Source organism: Pseudomonas sp. NBB (assembly GCF_032701105.1).
Lineage (GTDB): Bacteria > Pseudomonadota > Gammaproteobacteria > Pseudomonadales > Pseudomonadaceae > Aquipseudomonas > Aquipseudomonas asiatica.
In genome coordinates, this window is sequence record NZ_CP103994.1 from 2,727,406 (window position 1) to 2,745,282 (window position 17,877).

Here is a 17,877-nt window from a genome sequence, read left to right on the forward strand (position 1 = left end):
CTTCGCCATCGACACTTTCAAAAAACGGTAGCCGCTCAAATCCCGGTCAAACCTGCCGTCTATTTCAGCCTTTTTTGCCGCTGCAAGCACCTCGCAGCAGTCACTTCACTCTTCACGGACGCACCTCTCCTGCATTGGAGAGCAAATGTCGACGCGCCATCCAAATGTTCGACAGGGCGAACAGCGTCACCATCTGAGCAGTGTTTTTCACCAAGCCTCGGAAGCGCACTTTCGTATAACCAAACTGGCGCTTGATCACCCGAAATGGATGCTCAACCTTGGAGCGAACCTGGGCCTTGGCTCTTTCGATCTTACGTATCGCTTTGTATAACGCGCTGCGGTTACCGTGCTTTTTGTAAGTGCTGCGCCGGGCTGCAATCTGCCAGATGACTTGGCGCCCCTCATGCTCTTCACGCTTCTCTACACCGGTATAGCCCGCATCAGCGCAGACCACGTTCTCACCACCGTGCAGCAGTTTGTCGACTTGGGTTACGTCCGCGACGTTGGCCGCAGTGACCACCACGCTGTGCACAAGCCCGGACTCATCGTCGACACCAATGTGAGCTTTGGCACCGAAGTAATACTGGTTGCCCTTCTTGGTCTGATGCATTTCCGGGTCGCGTTTGCCGTCCTTGTTCTTGGTCGAACTGGGCGCATGAATCAGAGTGGCATCGACGATGGTGCCTTGTCGCAGTGACAAGCCACGGTCGCCCAAATAGCCATTGATCACGCCGAGAATACCGGTGGCCAACTCATGCTTTTCCAGCAGGCGACGGAAGTTGAGGATGGTGGTTTCATCCGGGATTCGCTCCAGGCTCAGACCGGAAAACTGGCGCAGGATCGTCGTCTCGTACAGCGCCTCTTCCATCGCCGGATCGCTGTAACCGAACCAGTTCTGCATTAGATGAATCCGCAGCATCGCCATCAGCGGATAGGCTGGACGGCCCCCTTCGCCCTTTGGGTAATGAGGTTTGATCAGAGCAATCAAACCCTCCCAGGGTACGACCCGATCCATCTCTATCAGGAACAGCTCCTTGCGGGTCTGCTTGCGCTTACCGGCGTACTCGGCATCGGCGAAGGTCATTTGTTTCATCATCGAAAAGCTCGGCGATTGGTGTCCGGGGATTTTGCCAAATCAGGAAGTCTTTTTCAGGATTTCCCTTGCTGGTAGTCGGAGCAACCACTGTGGCAGGGCAACTGATCGGCCTGTCCTATGGTACTCCACGTGTTGGTACAGCCATGGCGGCAATCTTTGTGGCAACCATTCCGCTATTCTCGATGATCATCGGCCGCATATGGGGGTTGGAGAAGATTTCTTCCCAAGGCCTAGTAGGGTTGCTTTTGGGTTTAGTAGGAATCGTCATGCTGGTCGGTTTTCCGGCCCAAGCAGTCACCGCTGATTTCATTCACGGCTGCATTGCTTTACTTCTCGGTTGTGTCAGCGCGGCATACGGTAGTAACTATGCAAGCCTGCACTTGCGGGGTGATGACCCGTGGACGGTGACGGGCGGAGCTTTCCTCTGCGGAGGGGTTTTGACGCTGCCACTATTACTGTTGGTGCCCATTACGCAGGTGCCTCAGACTATTGACTGGCTGTATCTATTGGTCAGTGGCTGCTTGATGAGTGCCACCACTTATGTGCTGTATTTCGGATTGGTAGAGCGCATCGGCGCCACCCGGGCAATCAGCGTCGAGTTCGTTGTAACACTGGTTGCGGTCTTGGTTGGTGCACTGTTCCTCAACGAAGCACTGAACCTGCTTCAAATGGTAGGCGGCCTAGTAATTCTGCTGGGCTGTGTTCTGGTTCTGGGGTTGGTACCTGGTCGAAAGCGCCGTTTGCCAAGTTGAGGCTGAACTTACGGCAGCTTGACTCTGTTAGGGTTTCAAGGCCATGGTCATCTATTGTCGTTGGGAACTTCGGCATATCCTTCGTATACATGCTCGCCAATGCGGTGAAGCTTTCCAAACCCTAATGTGGTGTTTCAGAAATACTGCTGAAAATTTTTAGCTGGGCTCTGTAGATAATAATTCATCAAGATTTGTGTATCGACATGGGTCGACCAGCAATTGTTATTGTTCTTTCTAAATCCGAAAAAGCGGACCTGTTACGCCGGGTAAAGCTCCGCAGGGGCGCCCAAGATACTCGCCTGCGTGCTGAGATAATCCTTGCGTATGCGGCTGGCAGGTCAGACAAAGACATTGCTCAGCGCTTGGGTGCCAGCAAGGATGTGGTGTTACGCTGATGACAATGCTTCTCAATATAGGGACTGCTACGTTTGAACGATGAGCCGCGTTCTAGCCGTCCTTGCACTATGTCGGATGAGTTGGTTCAGCAAGTGATAAATCAGTTATTGCAGGGTATCCGATGATTCCAGTCACTGGGGTAAGCGCCCTTTGAGCCGTGAGACGGGTATTCAGTCCTGAGCTTCCCCTGCACCATATGCGCTCCTGTTGCAACCCTTAAAGAATGAGTCCAGAATTAAGGCCATTCCCAATTTTGGGATGGCTGAAAGCTCTTAGATTTCAACAGCTCGCAAGCCCGATGCGAGTCTCGTTTCCATCCCCTAATTCAATTCGGGCAGCACCTTGCCTTTGTCAGGTTTCTTTGCAACCTGACAGTGCATAGCGAGCCCATTCCTCCATAAGCTGTTTTCGTTTTTCTAGCAGATCGCCTCGTCGATACGCTGCTTCAGTCGCATTACTGATTTTGTGCGCCAAGGCCATTTCAGGAACGATGTTGGCGAAGTTAGTTGTCTCGGCGGCCCAGTCTCTGAAACTTGATCGAAAACCATGCATGGTGATGACTTCGCCAGCTTCGTTGCGCCAGCCTGGTCCGTCGTTGGCTAAGGATTTCTCATCCATACCGCGTATTTTTTGTAGCATTGCCATGTTCGAGAGCGGTCGACCAATGCTCCGACCTGGGAAAAGCAACCCGCTTTTGCTTTCAGCCTTCAGGCATCTGAGCGTATGAAGGGCGGCTTTAGATAACGGTACTCGATGCTGGCGCCCGGCTTTCATTCGGGAAGACGGAATAGTCCAAATTTCTTCGTCCAGGTCAACTTCTTCCCAATACCCACCTATCACTTCGCTTGTGCGTAAAGCGCACAGTACGGTTAACTTCACCGCAGTTGAACTAAGGTCCCTGGAATGCTCTAGTTCTGCCATGAAGGCTGGCAATTGCTCCCAGGGTAGAGCGGGATGATTACCACGGTCTGCCAGCCTTCTTCTAGGTAGAAGCTTGTCCAAGTGACCTCGCCAGCGAGCGGAGTTTTCACCCGTGCGCAGCCGGCGTGCTTTGGCTGCATCGAGAACAAGCTCTAGCCGGTTTCTGACCCTGGCCGCTGTCTCAGGCTTAGCGGTCCATATTGGATTCAGAATCTTCAAGATATCGTCTGTTTCAACTTCGTCGACTGGCTTTTCTCCGATAAAGGGGAATGCATAGGTAGTGAGTGTGTTGACCCACTGTTGCGCGTGTTTTGCGTTTTTCCAGCCAGCTCTATGGGCTTCGATGTAGTCCACTGCACAAGCGCGGAAGGTGTTTTCAAGATTCATCTCCCGAGCAACCCGCGCAGCCTCAGCCTGCTGGAGTGCATCAGCCTTGTGTGTCAGAGGGTCGATACCCTCACGAATCAATGCTCTGTGAGTGTCGGCGCGGGAGCGCGCCTCCTTCAATCCATAGTGAGGGTAAGGGCCCAAGCCGATTTCCTTGCGCTTGCCTGCAAGCTGGTAGCGCAGCACCCACGCTTTTCCAGACTTTCGAATGACAAGGCGCAGGCCATCGCCATCATCGTACTTGCCATAATCCTTGAGGTTTTCTATCAATTTCGCGGTGAGCTTGGGCATGGTGTTGACCTCCGATCTTTGAATCCGGTCCCCCATTTGGTCCCCCACTCGTAGCCTGGAAACAGGCGGAACTGGGCGGAAGCTAGAAGACTGCGGCAACATTTAAGCTACCCCAAATATGCCGTTCTAGAGCGCCCGGGCGTCGGGTTTTGGATGCCGGTGGTCGGGGGTGGAAACACACTTCGAATGACTACGCTGCATTCGAACTAATTTTCATAAGATGTTGATTTTTATGAATAAAAATTTCGACTTTTGGAGCTGTTCCGTTGAGTTCGAATCCCGGATACTCCGCCAAATTCGTTTCGCGTGTTATGGGAGAAAGACGACTGGGGCTGTTACAGTTGGGCTTCAATTTAGGGGCGGCGATTAATCTGCAAGCGCTAGCTTTGTATTGTTCCGAAGCTGATCTAAGTAATTCGCCCACAGTTGCGCGGCTTCCCGGCGCTGACTCAAGAGCTGAGCCCGTGCGTAAACTGCTCCCAGCGCACCTGGCATCCGGTGCGATAGCGACAGTTCCAGTACAATTGGATCGATGCCCAAATGCTCATGAGCGATCGTGCGGTAGGTAGCCCGAAAGCCGTGAGCGGTGATTGCGTACTCAGGCCAGACTTTTTGCAGCGACTTGAGGATGGACGTCGCATCAATTGACCGGCCTGGATAGACAGGCGATCCGAACACCCAGCCGTTACCAGCATCATCAACCACCCGATCTTTGTGCAGTTCGCGCAGCAGGACTAGGGCTTGTTCTGGCAGTGGCACGATATGCTTGCTCTTGTCCAGATGCTTGGTCTTGCTGACCACATATCGCCAATCGGCGCCGATCAGATCGACATCCTCCCAGCGCATCTTCACAAGCTCACCTGGCCGAACCGGTAATAGCACCAGTAGGCGCATCGCATAGGCCACGCTGCCGAGGTTCAGGTCATCGAGGCGCAGCAGAAACTTGCCCAGATCAGCAGGCCGCTCAATGGCGGGGTTGCTGGTCACCACGTGGCGGATCTTGAGTTCTTCAGTGTTGCTCAGGGCCACGTTTCGCTCGACCCAGCCACGTCCTTCGGCAAAGCCGAGGATGGAGCGAATGATCGTCCGCACACGCCTCGCCATCGCCATGATTCGCTTGTATCGCAACTCGGTAATGATGGCGGTGATGTGTTCGAGCTTGATTTCGCTGACGGGCCGCTCGCCGATGGCGGGCAAGATGTGGTTCTGCAGCGCGCCGCGAAATCCAGAAACGGACTTGCTGACCAGGTCGGCGGATTTGAACTTCATCCACTCTTCAGCGACGTAGGCGAACGTACGTGACTCATTTAGCCATTGCGCCTCAATCTTGGCTTTTTTGGCTTTGAGTGGGTCGATGTGATTGGCCACGCTATTGCGCGCTGCCCGGGCGAGCTCGCGGGCTTCTTTCAAGCCCACATCCGGATACCTGCCGATCACGAACACGTTTTCCTTGCCGCGAAGACGGTACTTCAGTCGCCAGTGCCGGGAGGGAGATTTGCCAGGCTTGAGCGAGGCACGCACTTGTAGATAGAGACCCGGCACGTCGCCATCGGCGTACTTGCCTGATGTGGTCAACGACCGAATGAATGCATCGCTGAGTTTCTGGCGGAAGGGTGGCGGTTTTTCGGGGGACATGGTGTGGGGGTATCTTTTTCAGTTTGGGCTTGGTGTCCCCCAAAGATACCCCCAGTCAAGCTGGAATTGAGTGGATTCCGATGGACGGAAACGGACGATGATTTGCTCTAAGTCTATGTTTTTGAAGCATTATTGGTTCTCAATGGAACTCGGTCAGAGGCTATCGGGGTCCCCGAAGAACATCTGAATCCGCGACCGCAACCACCGCTCCGCCGGGTCATTGTCCTGCGCCCCGCGCCAGGCCATGTGCAGTTCGAAACTGCGCACATCCAGCGGCAGATCCTCGGCCCGCAACCCACCCGCCGCGGTCAACGCATCCGCCGTGTAGTCCGGCACCGTAGCGACAATATCGGTGCCCGCCAGCAAGCTCCCCAGCCCGTTGAACTGCGGCACCGCCAGCACCACATGGCGCTTGCGGCCAATCTCTTCCAGCGCCTCGTCGATGAACCCCGACAGGTCCCCGGCAAACGACACCAGCGCATGCGGCCGCGCGCAGAAGTCGTCCAGGGTGATGGCGCCGGGAACGCTGTCGGCGCGCAGCAGTTTCGGCATGCTGCGGCGCAGCACCTTGCGCTTGGCGTTGGCTGGCAGCTCGCTGGTGTAGCTGACCCCCACAGAGATCTCGCCCGAGGCCAGCAGCGTCGGCATCAGCAGGTAATTGACCCGGCGCACCACCAGCACGATACCCGGCGCTTCGGCGCGTATGCGCTTGAGCAGCTGCGGCAGCAGGGCGAATTCGGCGTCGTCCGACAGGCCGATGCGGAATACCGCATTGCTGGTGGCCGGGTCGAATTCGGCGGCGCGGCTGACGGCGGTGGAAATCGAGTCCAGCGCCGGGGACAGCAGGGCGAAGATCTCGTGGGCCCGGGCCGAGGGCTCCATGCTGCGGCCGGTACGCACGAACAGCGGGTCGTCGAACAGGTTGCGCAGGCGTGACAGCGCCGCGCTGATGGCGGGCTGGCCGAGGAACAGTTTTTCCGCGGCACGGGTCACGCTGCGTTCGTGCATCAGCGTTTCGAACACGATCAGCAGGTTGAGGTCTACGCGACGCAGGTCGTTTCGATTCATCGGTGAGCTTCGCCTGAAGTGGGGCAGAGGTGAATCTTAAGGCCAAAGGCTGGTACCCTGCACGGGTTTAGGGGGACCAATCGCAGGGAAAGTCAGGTGCCCAATCGATGACAGGCATGTCGACTATTAATGACCACTGATGGTCTAACCGGCAAAGCCCGGATAAAGTCCGTGGTAATTAGAGGTTCACAAAGGCGAGGTATGCGATGTCCCGCATGATCCGTTTCCACAAGTTCGGCGCTGCCGATGTGCTCCGTTGCGAGGAGCAGGCCGAACCGTCACCTGCTGCCGACGAGGTGCAAATCCGCGTCGAGGCGGTTGGCGTCAGCTGGTATGACGTGCTCTGGCGCCAGAACCTGGCACCGTCCCAGGCACGTCTGCCGGCGGGGATCGGCCACGAGATGGCCGGGGTGGTGACCGCGGTCGGTGAAGGGGTCGAGGATATTGCGGTGGGTGACCGGGTTGCCAGCTTCCCGGCCACCAGTGCCAACGACCACCCGGTGTATGGCGATGTCATCGTGCTGCCGCGTTCGGCCATTACCCGTTATCCGGATGTGCTTACCCCGATCGAGGCCAGCGTGCACTACACGCCGCTGCTGATCGCCTATTTCGCCTACGTCGATCTGGCCCGGGCGAAAGCCGGGCAGACGGCGCTGGTCACCGATGCCAGCCATTGCGCGGGCCCTGCCTTCGTGCAACTGGGCAAGGCCCTGGGGCTGAAGGTGTTCGCCGCCACCAAGGAGCCGGAACAGCGGGAGTACCTGCTGGGCCTGGGCGCCGACAAGGTTATTGTCACCGAAGAGCAGGACCTGCTGCTGCAGGTTGGCAAGTACACCGATGGCCGTGGTGTGGACATGGTCCTGGATGGCATGGGTGGGCCGCAGATGTCGCTGCTCGGCGATGTGCTGGCACCGCGCGGCAGCCTGGTGCTGTATGGCCTGCAAGGCGGCAACCAGACGCCGTTCCCGGCTTGTGCGGCGTTCCAGAAGAACATCCAGTTCTATGTGCACTGCATCGGCAACTTCACCGGCAAGCCGGAGCTGGGTATCAGCCAGGACCAGGTGGCGCTGCAGCGCGCCTTGCGCGATATCAACCAGTTCACTGCCGACCAGTTGCTGACACCGCAGATCATCAAGGTTTACCCGTTCGAGCAGGTGGTCGAGGCGCATCGCTACATGGACCAATGCCCATGCGGCGGGCGCGTAGTGCTGGACATGGCGCAACACTGACAGCGGTCTGCGTCATCAGGAAGCCCGGGCAGAGTCCCGGGTTTTTTGTGTCTGGTACATCATGATTGATGTTCAAAAAAGGAAATTTCCTACAATAAAAAGAGATGGGGATTATATTTAAGCTATCACCGGAGGTTGGTCGAAATATCCGGCCAAGCTTTTTGCCTTGAATTGTTATTCCCTCGCGGTCAATGTGTTTTCTCACTTCTTCTGAATGGTTTTTTTACCCTGATCTGTATCTTCTATTCGCCTTGCATCCCTCGATAATGGCTCAATGATAGTTTGCGCAAGGAGCGTGGAATGAGCATGGCTATGCCCAGGCCAGGGCGGTGTATGGCAGCGGCGGGGCGTCGCTACGATGCGTTTTTCTCGATGTCTTGGCGACAGTGACTGGTTACGTCATTACTTCCAATTAGTTGTAGGAAATTTCTTCTGGAAAAGTTCAGGGCATGTTGATGTTCAGGTTCTCTGATCAACGTGCGCTGGCTGCATGAAGTTGATGAGGTGATTTCGTGACTGCTATTCACGACCAGGCAATGCACTATATCTACCAGCAAGTACTCGAGCGCTTGCTCAGTCATATGTCACAGGCGCAGCGTGCTTCCTTGCAGTTGCTGATACAACGGCTGCTGGTTGCTGCAGGCGGGCCAGAATACATCGGCACCTACCGCTTGCTGGTGCTGCAAGGCAACGATCACCGCAGCGCCCGGCTGCTGGCGATGCTGCGTGCCGCACAACTGAGTATCGCCCTGCGTGCGCCGGTAACCTTCCAGCTGCGGGTGCTGGTAGTGAGCCTGCCCGTGGCTGACAGTGCCACGCTCGAATGCCATGAGCGCGGCTTCAATGCGCTGTTCTTGCAGGATGACCCGCGGGTGCAACTGCAGATGATCAGGGGGCGTGAAGTAGTACCGTTCAGCCGGCATGCTCCTGCCGCACCCGAGAGCTGGCTGTTGGCGAGGGACGCCATGCTGATGTTCGGTCACCTGGTCGACGCCAGCCCCGAAGCGCTGCTAGGGAGTCGTCTGCACCTGGAGTTGGCGGCCGCGGTGGGCTTTGCGCTGCAGGCCCATACCCCTGCGGATGTATTGATCACCGCCATCCCGGCGTGCCAGCGCCGCCGGTACCTTGCCTGGGCACGGCGCAGCTTGCGCCTGGCAGGGGAGCGGGGTTCGCATGCGGTGCACCAGTGCCTGGCGACGCTGGCACAGGGGCTCAGTCGCCTGCACGGCAGCATCGGGGGCCCATCGAGCGCCCTGGCGGAACCGGCCGTGGGGGCGGCGCCGCAAAACACGCCGGTGCGGTTGATTGCCATTGACGACCTGCTGCCGCCATTGCTCGAAGAACAGCAGCTTGACCTCATGCTCGGTTGCCGCTTCGAGGGGGGCCAGGACGCCCGGCCATTGGCCGCGTTCGTCGAGCCGTTGGCCCCGGCGCAGTTGCAGCAACTGCACGCGCGCAGTCTCGAACCGCAGGCAAGTCGCCCGGCATTGCGGCTGGCTGGCCAGCCGGGCGCCAACAAGCGGCGCGATGTGCATCAACTGCAGTTCGGCAGGGCATACGGCATCAACCAGATCCAACAGGTGTGCCTGCTGTTCAGCCCGTTTGCCAGGCAGGGGAAGAACCTGGAGCGCTTTCTGCAGTGCTGGCATGCCGACATGCTGGTGGCGCTGCCATATCTGCATCGGGCCTTGCAGGGTAAACCCTGCCCTGAAGCGGTGAAAAACTGGCTGGTGAACACCAGCGGCCTGCCGCTGGGGCAACTCAGGTTGATCTATGGCGGGGGCCTGCCGCTGGCCTCCTGGCGCCTGATGAGCCATCTGGCCCGTCGCGATGTACAGCTGAGGTTGCTGCCGCGGCGGGCAGCGGGGCGGCGGCGTGGTCATGCGGGGCCGCCTTGATGGAGCAATCGGGCGCCGGAGAGTTCGCCTATCGCAAGGTCTATCGCTACCTGGAAGCCTTGATCGACCAGGCTCCACGAAGTGGCCCCTGCCGTTTGCCGTCGTTGCGCGAGTTGGCCCGGCGGTTGCGGGTGTCATTGGCCACCGTACAGAGTGCCTACAGCCTGCTGGAAGAGGAGGGCCGCGTGCAATGCCTGCCCAGGTCGGGCTATTACGTACAGGGCGCTGCCAAGGATGCTGCAGCGGCCATGCCCCTGCAGGCCCCCCTGCCGACACAGCCGATGCTGGAGCGAACCCTGCTCAGCCACGAACGGCGCCTGGCACGTCAGCGCACGCACAATGGTGCCCCTTGGGACGCGCCCGGCAGCGCCCGCCTGCGCAATGCCGTCGCAGAACGCTATACCCGTTCCTCCAACCGGTACTGGCGTGCCGAGGACGTTCAGTTGGCTCCGGATGTGCAGGCGTTGCTGGAGACCTTGCTGGCGGCGTTGGCTGTGCAAGGTGGAACCGTGGTGGTGCACTCGCCCTGTTGCTGGCAGGTACTGCGCGCGTTGGCCCGCGCTGGCATGCGAGTGTTGGAGGTACCACTGGATACCTGCGGCAACCCGGACCTGCGCGCCCTGGCCTGGCTACTGGATAGCGAGCCGGTGTGCATGCTCGTGATGCCGTCGTGCCTTGGCATGCCGCAGGGGCGGCTGGTATCACCGCACTATCAGCAGCAGCTTGGCCAGATGCTTGGGCAGCACTCTGTATGGGTGCTGGAAAACGACCTGGACAGTGAGCACTGTTACAGCGGGCCGCCGAATATGCGCCTGCGCGATTGGGTCGACCCCCGCTGGCTATTGGTGATGGGGGCGTTCGATGCCGCAGTGGGGAGCGAGGCGCCCTATGCCTACTTGCTGGGCCATGATGCCGGGCTGGCCAAGGCTTTCGCGGAGCGTGCGTTTCGGCTTGCACCGCTTCGCCTGCAAGCGCTGGCGCACATGTTGGGCAAAGGCGAGATCGAGACGCAACTGGTGCGGCTACGTACGGACCTGCAAAAGCGTATGCAATGCCTGGCGCGTGAGTTGCAGCTGCAGTTCGGCCAGCGGGTGGTGTTGGAAATGGCGGAGGGTGGCCGGACACTGTGGGTGCGCTTTCGCCAGCCACTGCCGTGGGCGGATATTGCCGCGTCGTTGGCGGGTTCAGCGCTGCATGCAATGCCGGGCGAGCAGTTCAGCTTGCAGGGGCGCTACCAGCAGTGCCTGGCGATGGCCTGGCTGGGTGATCACCCGGGGGAGCTGCAACAGGCGGTAGAGCGCCTGGCCCAGGTGCTGGAACTGCGCTGTGGCCGGCCCGCCGGGGTTACTCCTTGAGCCGTCGGGGTTGCTCGGGCTGCGCTGTCGTTCAGGGAACAATGCTCAAGAGCGTGTCACATTCCCTGTGGGAGCGGGCGTGCCCGCGAAGCGTACAGCTCGGTGTATGGCACCGGCTTCGCCGGTGTTCGCGGCGGTTCGACGCCTCGACATGCCCGCTCCCACAGTTGTTCCATGAGCGCCTCCTGTCAGCGATTCGCTTGCTCCTGCCCTTGCCGCAAGCGGGTACTGACCAGCGCTGCCATCACCAGCAACGCGGCGATGATCCACAAGCCATTGCGGGTACTGCCGGTGGCCTGCTCGATCAGGCCCATCACCGATGGGCCGACGAAACCGCCAAACAGGCCGCAGGTGGTGACAAAGGCCAGTCCTGCCGCCAGGGCGCTGCCACTCAGGCGGCTGGAGGGGAAGACGAAGATGATCGACTGCACCACGAACAGCATCAGGGCAGTCAGCGAAAACCCGATCAGGCCGATGAACGAGTTGGCCAGCGACGCCAGCAGCAGCCCGGCCGCCATGGTCAGCAGGCCGCCGAACAGCAGGGTGCGGCAACGGCTCGGCGAGGTGGCCAGGCGCGGGAAGGTGGCGGCGCCGATGGCGGCAGCAATCCACGGTACGGCGGTCAGCAGGCCGACCTGGAAGGGCGACAGCGCGCCGTAGGTGCCGATGATGCCCGGCAGGAAGAAAATCACCGTGTAGATGGTGATCTGGTGCACGAAGTACACCACGATCGCCAGCCAGATCTGCCGGTCGCGGAACATCTGCCCCAACTTGTTCTGCTGCGGTGCGGCGGCCCGCTCCGCAGCCAGACGGCGCTCGATGTCCTCGGCTTCGGCGGGCGACAGCCAGGGCGCCGAGGCCGGGCCATCGGGCAGTTTCTTCCATACCACATAGGCCAGGGCCACTGCCGGCAGGCCCTCGAGCACGAACAGCCATTGCCAGCCGTGCCAGCCCAGTACACCGTCCATTTCCAGCAGCGCACCCCCCAGCGGGCCGCTGAGGATGTTGGCCAGGCACACGCCCAGCAGGAAGTAACCCGTGGCGCGGGCACGCTGTTCACGGTCGAACCAGTAGGTCAGGTACAGCATCACGCCGGGGAACAGGCCCGCTTCGGCGACCCCGAGCAACAGGCGCATGACGTAGAACGAGGTTTCGCCCTGGACGCAGGCCATGCCCGCCGAGAGCAGGCCCCAGGTGATCATGATGCGGGTGATCCAGAAGCGTGCGCCCACCCGATGCATGATCAGGTTGCTGGGTACTTCGGCCAGGGCATAGGTGAGGAAGAACAGGCCGGCGCCCAGGCCATAGGCCGCTGCCGACAGACCGAGGTCGATGCCCATGCTGGCCTTGGCCAGGGCAATGTTGGTCCGGTCAAGGAAGCTCATCACGTAGACAACGATGAGCAGTGGCATCAATTTGCGCAGCAGCAGGCCGTTCAGGCGCTGTTCGGTGGTGGCGGCAGGGGCGGGCGCCGCTGCAGTACCGGTGAGGATTGTCATTGTTTTTTCCCCGTGGAAAGAGCTGGTGGCGTGCCGCGCAAAGGCGGCACTCCCAGGTAGGTGGGTCAGGAACGGTTGATGTCGAGCCACACCGCGCCGTTGGGGTACTGGTAGCGCTCCAGGGTCTCGGCATGCATTTCGATGCTGTAGCCCGGGCGTTGCGGTGGCATGTAGCGCCCGCGGCGGATCACCACCGGGTCGATGAAATGCTCGTGCAGGTGGTCGACGTACTCCAGCACCCGGTTGTGCAGCGAGGCCGACACCGCGATGTAGTCGAACAGGGCAATGTTCTGCACATATTCGCACAGGCCGACACCGCCGCCGTGCGGGCACACCGGTACGTCGTACTTGGCAGCCATCAGCAGCACGATCAGCACTTCGTTCAGGCCACCCAGGCGGGCCGCGTCCAGTTGGCAGAAGTCCAGCGCGCCGGCCTGGAACATCTGCTTGAACATCACCCGGTTGTGGCAATGTTCACCGGTGGCCACGCCAATCGGCGCAATGCGCTGGCGGATGGTGGCGTGCCCGAGGATGTCGTCCGGGCTGGTCGGCTCTTCGATCCACAGTGGTTCGAAGGCGGCCAGGCGGCGCATGTTGGCGACGGATTCCTCGACGCCCCATACCTGGTTGGCATCCATCATCAGGGTGCGCTCCCAGCCAATTTCGTCGCGCAGGATGCTGGCGCGGCGAATGTCTTCCTCCAGGTCCGCACCGATCTTCTGCTTGATGTGGGTCCAGCCATCTTCCACCGCCTCGCGGGCCAGCTTGCGCATCTTTTCCTCGCTGTAGCCCAGCCAGCCCGGCGCGGTGGTGTAGCCGGGGTAGCCTTCGCGCAGCATCTGCGCTTCGCGCTGGGCCTTGCCCGGGGCCTGGCGGCGCAACAGGGCGATGGCTTCTTCGGGGGTGAGCACATCGGTGACGTAGCTGAAGTCCAGGCAGCGCACCAGTTGTTCGGGCGTCATGTCGGTCAGCAGCTTCCACACCGGCTTGCCTTGGTGCTTGGCCCACAGGTCCCACACGGCATTGATGATGGCGGCAGTGGCCAGGTGGATCACGCCCTTTTCCGGGCCCAGCCAGCGCAACTGGCTGTCGCTGACGGTGAAGCGGTGCCAGAAACCGCCCATGTCGGCCGTGATTTCCTCCAGGGTAAGGCCGACGATCAGCGGCGCCAGCGACTGCACCGCCGCCGCGCAAATCTCGTTGCCTCGGCCGATGGTGAAGGTCAGGCCGTGGCCTTCGAGGGCCTCGGCGTCGGTGTGCAGCACCACATAGGCCGCTGAATAATCGGGGGCGCTGTTCATGGCGTCGGAGCCGTCCAGCGACAGCGAAGTGGGGAAACGAATGTCGCGAACGCTCAGGTGGGTAATACGTATGCTCATGGTCGGCTCTTGTTCTGTTCAAGCACTGGGGGACCTGACTGTAGGTTGTCGAGCGATACAGGCATAATCGCCAAATCTTAACCAGCGATACCGGATTCGATATGTCTCGATTGCCACCCGACAGCGCCCAGGCGCCTGCCAGCCTCGGCGCATTGAAGATCTCCAGCCGGCAGATCACGCTGCTCAACGCCTTGGGCGAGTTCGCTAATCTGCGCCGTGCTGCCGCGGCGATGCACACCACGCAACCGGCAGCGAGCCTGTTGCTGCAACAGCTCGAGGAACGCCTTGGCGTACGCTTGTAAGAGCGTTTGCCACGGGGCATGCAAGCGACGCTGTATGGCGAAGTGATGATCCGCTATGCGCAGAACGCGCTGCATGAGTTCGAGCACGCCCAGGCGCAGATTGCCGAGCTGGCGCGCGGGGCTCAGGGCCTGGTGAGGGTGGGCAGCGTCATAGGCCCGGTGCCGGGTGTGCTGACCAGGGCGGTACTGGCCTACAAGCGCGATCACCCCAAAGTGCGCATTTCCCTGGAGGTTGGCACCAGCGACACCTTGCTGCCGGCCTTGCTGCGTGGCGACTTCGACATGGTGGTGGGGCGCCTGCCGGACCAGAGCGACAGCCAGGAATTGAACATCGAACTGTTCGAAGGCGGTGAGCAGATGCGCGTTATCGCCCGCGCAGGCCACCCGCTGGCCAATGCCACCGGGCTGCAACTGGCCGACCTGGTGGCGTCGACCTGGATACTGCACCCGATCGGCAGCCCGATGCGCCGCCGCGTCGAAAGCGCGCTGCAGGCCGGCGGCATGGTGCAGTCACTGGATATCGTCGAAACTGCCTCGATCCTGGCTACCACCGCCATGCTCGAAGCCTCCGAGATGATTGCGGTGGTGCCCGATGATGTGGCCAAGCATTATGCCCGCTATGGCATTGTCGCCATCCTGCCGGTGGAACTGCCGCTGGCCATGGCCAACCTGGGCGTGCTGACCCTGCGCTCGCGGCCCAACTCGGTTGCCCTGGACACCTTGCTGCACTACCTGCGGGCGCAATAGCCCTGCCTTTTCACTTGCCTGAGGCCCTGCGTCAATGCCGCCGGACATGACCCATTCCAGCTTTTGCAACTGGATCGTTTCGGCTTACAACGCGGGGTCTAGAGATGATGTTGTCATAACGCTGGCATTACGTGCAAAAAGAGCCTCTGCGCGACCTCCAGCTCCAACGTCAGCGGAGGGCATCCAGCGACCATAAACCTTGGCGATCATGGTCCAGTCTTTGTGGCCCATTTGCTGAGCAACCCACATTGGATTTTCGCCAGCGCTGAGCATCATCGAGGCGTATGTGTGTCGGCTCTGGTAAGGGCGACGCCACCGCACGCCCGCTTTTTTCATTGCGGGAACCCAAATCACTCGGTAGATGTAGCCGGCATGTCGCCATGGTTCGCCAGTGATGGTGTTCAGGAACACATGCTTTCCGGCCAGGAAGGTCAGTTCCTTCTGCTTGAGCAGCGCCTCTCTTGCAGGGCCAAGCAGCTTAACCGTTCTCCTGCTAGATGCGGTTTTGGTCGACTCGGGAACCTTGGCAGCCCTGGTCTTGGCCCGAACAATTCGGATTTCGCCAGCGATCCAATCAATATCCCCCCACTCCAGCGCGATTAGCTCACTAGGACGAAGGCCCGTCCAGAACGCGAACTGCAGCTGAGCCCACGTCTCCCCCCGCGCCGCCCTGAGCAGGGCCTCCTGCTCCTCCCGGGTGAACGGATCTACGTCATCCTCCTCCTTGATCTCCTCCCGATTCTTGTATGCCCACCCCGAAAGCGGGTTGCTCTCAATGATTTCGTCCTCTACCGCGTCATTGAGCGCCGACCGAAAGCAGGTCTGAACTGTGGTCAGCCTACTGTTAGAAACCTGGTAATCGGACAACTGATCTTTGATTACCTTCTTGTTGAGCTCTCCGAGCGACAGATCCCCAAACATTGGCTTGAGTATCGATCTGATGATTGACCGGTATAGGGCCGTGGTGCTCGATTTGAAGGTCTTCGTTTTCCGCTCCAGCCATTCGTCCAGGTAGACGCCGATATTCTGGTTTGAGCTGGCCCTGGCAAACTGGGCGGCGCGCTTTGATCGCGGGAATGTGGCGGCGTAATCGAATGTGCCATTTGATATGGCATACTCGATTGCAGACTTGTGCTGCTCCGCCTTTTTCAGGTTAGCGGCGGTGGGCTTGAGCTGGACCCGCTCCCGGCACCGGACGCCCTGGTATTGGAATGTGATTTCGATACTACTTGAAGACGCGGGCCTGACGCCTCCCCCATCTCTACCCATGAGTAATACCCCTCAACGTCAATTAAGATTCTTCCGTCAGGCGCTTTGCGCCAGACCATGTGCTTCGGCCATTTGCCGTCGCGAATTTTGGTCCTTATGGCGTCAGGTGTGTAGCCAGATTCTCGGGAGAATTGTTCCACGGTCTTGTATCGGACCATTGCGCGCCTCCTCAGGCCGTGAAGTGATATCCGACCTGCGCCGCCCGGGCGGCTTCCTCGGTGCGGAACATGATTTCTTTCGTGCCGGGGTGCCCCTCGGCTTCGAACTCAACCAATACCCACCAGGCGCCGAACTTGCGGTACGGCTCTCCGAGGATCTTCGTGACGTAGCAGTCGATCAGGTTCATGGATGCCTCCTTGGTCAGTCCCAGTCGTGGCTGACGCCTGGCTTGATTGGTGGTGTGCACTGGAGAGAGCCAAGCTCCAGCAGGGTGAAGTGACCATCCATCCAGCCGGCGGTATCGATGTGGTAGACATTGCCGAGGACGGCCGGCTGGCGTAGTGGGGTATGACCACACACCAGTGCGCGAAGGCTGTCGACACCCTCTTTGTCGCCATCCTGAACTCGGCTGCGCGACCACATGCAGGTGTTCTGGGTCAGCTTGAGCTGTTTTGCGCTCTCGGGCGCCTCAAGCCTGGCGCGCAACTCGTCCCAGGACGGGAAAGGGCAGTCGGCATGCACGATGCCGACCAGGCCCTCGGCGGTCTCTACCTCAATTGCGATCGGCAGCTCGCGGAACTGGGCGGCGAACTCGCGCTGTTCGTCCCAGGCCAGGCCGGCGAACCAGGCGCCGCCGTTGTAGACCCAGTTGTCTACGTCGCAGGTGTCGAATCGGCAGACGTAGTCGTCGTGGTTGCCGCGCACCGGGTGGAACCAGGGCTTGGCCAGCCATTCGAGCACGTCGCGGCACTCTGGCCCGCGGTCGACCAGATCGCCGACGCTGAACAGCCTGTCAACCGCCGGATCGAATCCGGCCGCGTCCAGGGCAGACTGCAGCCGGGTGAAGTGCCCATGGATGTCGCCGACCGCGAAATCTCGGCCAGCCGTGTTTGCGGCGAAGCGCTTGATGCGCACCACCTCGATGTTTTCGAGCATGCAGAATCCTCGCCCGCGCATGTCGGCGGGCTTGAGTAGTAGGGGGAGGGGTTACTTCGGCTTATTGGTTTCGTTGCGCTTGCGAGCGGCGACAACCAGGGCCTTGCTGGCGCTGGCCAGGCCGCCTACGACGTCATCTGGCAGCAGGGCGTTATTGCAGTGAGGGCACAGCGGCGCGGTCTTGGTGCTGCGCCAGGCCTCGTCCATCAACTTGGCTGCCCGGCTGCGGATCTGGAATTTCTCAGCCTCAGCCAACTCTGCAGCTCGGCGGTTGATTCGGGACTGTGCGCCGCTGAACATCTCCACCAGACCAGCGAAAGCATCGAAAGGCTCGACCTCTGACTCGCAGTCGCTGCACCAGATGCGGCGCTCCTTGTCGTCATAGACCAGCTTCCGGTGGCGGCAGGTCGTTTTCGGCCTTCGTGTGAGGCCGCGAGCGACGCGGATGTCTTCTATCTGCACAACCTTGACGCCGAACGACCAGTCTTGCGGCTCGATCGGTGCATCACTCATCGCGGCCCCCTGTAGATCAGGTAGGCCATGTAGATCAGGGGCAGG

The 17,877-nt window shown here is 60.1% G+C and carries 17 protein-coding genes; 7 read left to right on the plus strand and 10 right to left on the minus strand.

Annotation, left to right across the window (positions count from 1 at the left end; translation table 11 throughout):
* Positions 1 to 112 precede the first annotated feature (112 nt).
* Positions 113 to 1,093: an IS5-like element ISPa26 family transposase gene (locus NY023_RS12660; RefSeq protein WP_024086516.1), complete on the minus strand. Its 981-nt coding sequence runs from the start codon at positions 1,091 to 1,093 to the stop codon at positions 113 to 115.
* 68 nt (positions 1,094 to 1,161) lie between these two features.
* On the opposite strand from NY023_RS12660, the gene NY023_RS12665 reads away from it, so the two are divergent.
* Both NY023_RS12665 and NY023_RS12670 read left to right on the plus strand, forming a co-directional pair.
* On the plus strand, positions 1,162 to 1,848 hold the full coding sequence (locus NY023_RS12665) for a DMT family transporter (protein ID WP_238531267.1): 687 nt from the start codon (positions 1,162 to 1,164) through the stop codon (positions 1,846 to 1,848).
* 203 nt (positions 1,849 to 2,051) lie between these two features.
* Positions 2,052 to 2,243, plus strand: coding sequence for a helix-turn-helix domain-containing protein (locus tag NY023_RS12670; RefSeq protein WP_148265637.1), 192 nt, complete (start codon positions 2,052 to 2,054; stop codon positions 2,241 to 2,243).
* A 352-nt stretch (positions 2,244 to 2,595) separates the two neighbouring features.
* Here the strand turns inward: NY023_RS12670 and NY023_RS12675 are convergent, their stop codons facing one another.
* The 3 genes from NY023_RS12675 to NY023_RS12685 form a co-directional block, all read right to left on the minus strand.
* Entirely contained in the window at positions 2,596 to 3,843 is a 1,248-nt protein-coding gene (locus NY023_RS12675; RefSeq protein ID WP_044047250.1) for a tyrosine-type recombinase/integrase, read from the minus strand.
* A 366-nt stretch (positions 3,844 to 4,209) separates the two neighbouring features.
* Positions 4,210 to 5,478: a tyrosine-type recombinase/integrase gene (locus tag NY023_RS12680; protein WP_013972366.1), complete on the minus strand. Its 1,269-nt coding sequence runs from the start codon at positions 5,476 to 5,478 to the stop codon at positions 4,210 to 4,212.
* A gap of 153 nt (positions 5,479 to 5,631) precedes the next feature.
* Positions 5,632 to 6,546: a LysR family transcriptional regulator gene (locus tag NY023_RS12685; protein ID WP_013972367.1), complete on the minus strand. Its 915-nt coding sequence runs from the start codon at positions 6,544 to 6,546 to the stop codon at positions 5,632 to 5,634.
* Positions 6,547 to 6,752: 206 nt separating this feature from the next.
* Here NY023_RS12685 and NY023_RS12690 point away from each other — a divergent pair, with 206 nt between their 5' ends.
* The 3 genes from NY023_RS12690 (at position 6,753) to NY023_RS12700 (ending at position 11,028) form a co-directional block, all read left to right on the plus strand.
* Positions 6,753 to 7,775, plus strand: coding sequence for a zinc-dependent alcohol dehydrogenase family protein (locus tag NY023_RS12690; protein WP_015270146.1), 1,023 nt, complete (start codon positions 6,753 to 6,755; stop codon positions 7,773 to 7,775).
* 512 nt (positions 7,776 to 8,287) lie between these two features.
* Positions 8,288 to 9,673 carry a hypothetical protein gene (locus tag NY023_RS12695; RefSeq protein WP_013972369.1) on the plus strand — a complete coding sequence of 462 codons (1,386 nt, stop codon included), beginning with the start codon at positions 8,288 to 8,290 and terminating at the stop codon, positions 9,671 to 9,673.
* Positions 9,673 to 11,028 carry an aminotransferase class I/II-fold pyridoxal phosphate-dependent enzyme gene (locus NY023_RS12700; protein ID WP_013972370.1) on the plus strand — a complete coding sequence of 452 codons (1,356 nt, stop codon included), beginning with the start codon at positions 9,673 to 9,675 and terminating at the stop codon, positions 11,026 to 11,028. Before NY023_RS12695 ends, NY023_RS12700 begins: the two co-directional genes overlap by 1 nt.
* A 188-nt stretch (positions 11,029 to 11,216) precedes the next feature.
* Here NY023_RS12700 and NY023_RS12705 read toward each other — a convergent pair whose 3' ends face one another.
* On the minus strand, positions 11,217 to 12,527 hold the full coding sequence (locus NY023_RS12705) for an MFS transporter (protein ID WP_013972371.1): 1,311 nt from the start codon (positions 12,525 to 12,527) through the stop codon (positions 11,217 to 11,219).
* A gap of 65 nt (positions 12,528 to 12,592) precedes the next feature.
* Positions 12,593 to 13,906, minus strand: a complete 1,314-nt coding sequence (locus tag NY023_RS12710) for an L-fuconate dehydratase (RefSeq protein WP_013972372.1) — start codon at positions 13,904 to 13,906, stop codon at positions 12,593 to 12,595.
* Between the two features lie 101 nt (positions 13,907 to 14,007).
* Between NY023_RS12710 and NY023_RS12715 the strand changes: the two genes are divergently transcribed.
* Together NY023_RS12715 and NY023_RS12720 are read left to right on the plus strand one after the other, a co-directional pair.
* Entirely contained in the window at positions 14,008 to 14,208 is a 201-nt protein-coding gene (locus NY023_RS12715; protein WP_193384130.1) for a LysR family transcriptional regulator, read from the plus strand.
* A gap of 18 nt (positions 14,209 to 14,226) precedes the next feature.
* Positions 14,227 to 14,955, plus strand: coding sequence for a LysR substrate-binding domain-containing protein (locus NY023_RS12720; RefSeq protein WP_193384131.1), 729 nt, complete (start codon positions 14,227 to 14,229; stop codon positions 14,953 to 14,955).
* Between the two features lie 84 nt (positions 14,956 to 15,039).
* On the opposite strand, the gene NY023_RS12725 is transcribed toward NY023_RS12720, so the two are convergent.
* From NY023_RS12725 to NY023_RS12740, 4 genes are all read right to left on the minus strand, one after another.
* Positions 15,040 to 16,224 carry an Arm DNA-binding domain-containing protein gene (locus NY023_RS12725; protein WP_013972373.1) on the minus strand — a complete coding sequence of 395 codons (1,185 nt, stop codon included), beginning with the start codon at positions 16,222 to 16,224 and terminating at the stop codon, positions 15,040 to 15,042.
* A 169-nt stretch (positions 16,225 to 16,393) separates the two neighbouring features.
* Positions 16,394 to 16,570, minus strand: coding sequence for a hypothetical protein (locus NY023_RS12730; protein WP_013972374.1), 177 nt, complete (start codon positions 16,568 to 16,570; stop codon positions 16,394 to 16,396).
* Between the two features lie 14 nt (positions 16,571 to 16,584).
* Positions 16,585 to 17,319, minus strand: a complete 735-nt coding sequence (locus NY023_RS12735) for a metallophosphoesterase (RefSeq protein WP_013972375.1) — start codon at positions 17,317 to 17,319, stop codon at positions 16,585 to 16,587.
* Positions 17,320 to 17,370: 51 nt separating this feature from the next.
* Entirely contained in the window at positions 17,371 to 17,832 is a 462-nt protein-coding gene (locus tag NY023_RS12740; RefSeq protein ID WP_013972376.1) for a hypothetical protein, read from the minus strand.
* Between the last annotated feature and the right edge of the window lie 45 nt (positions 17,833 to 17,877).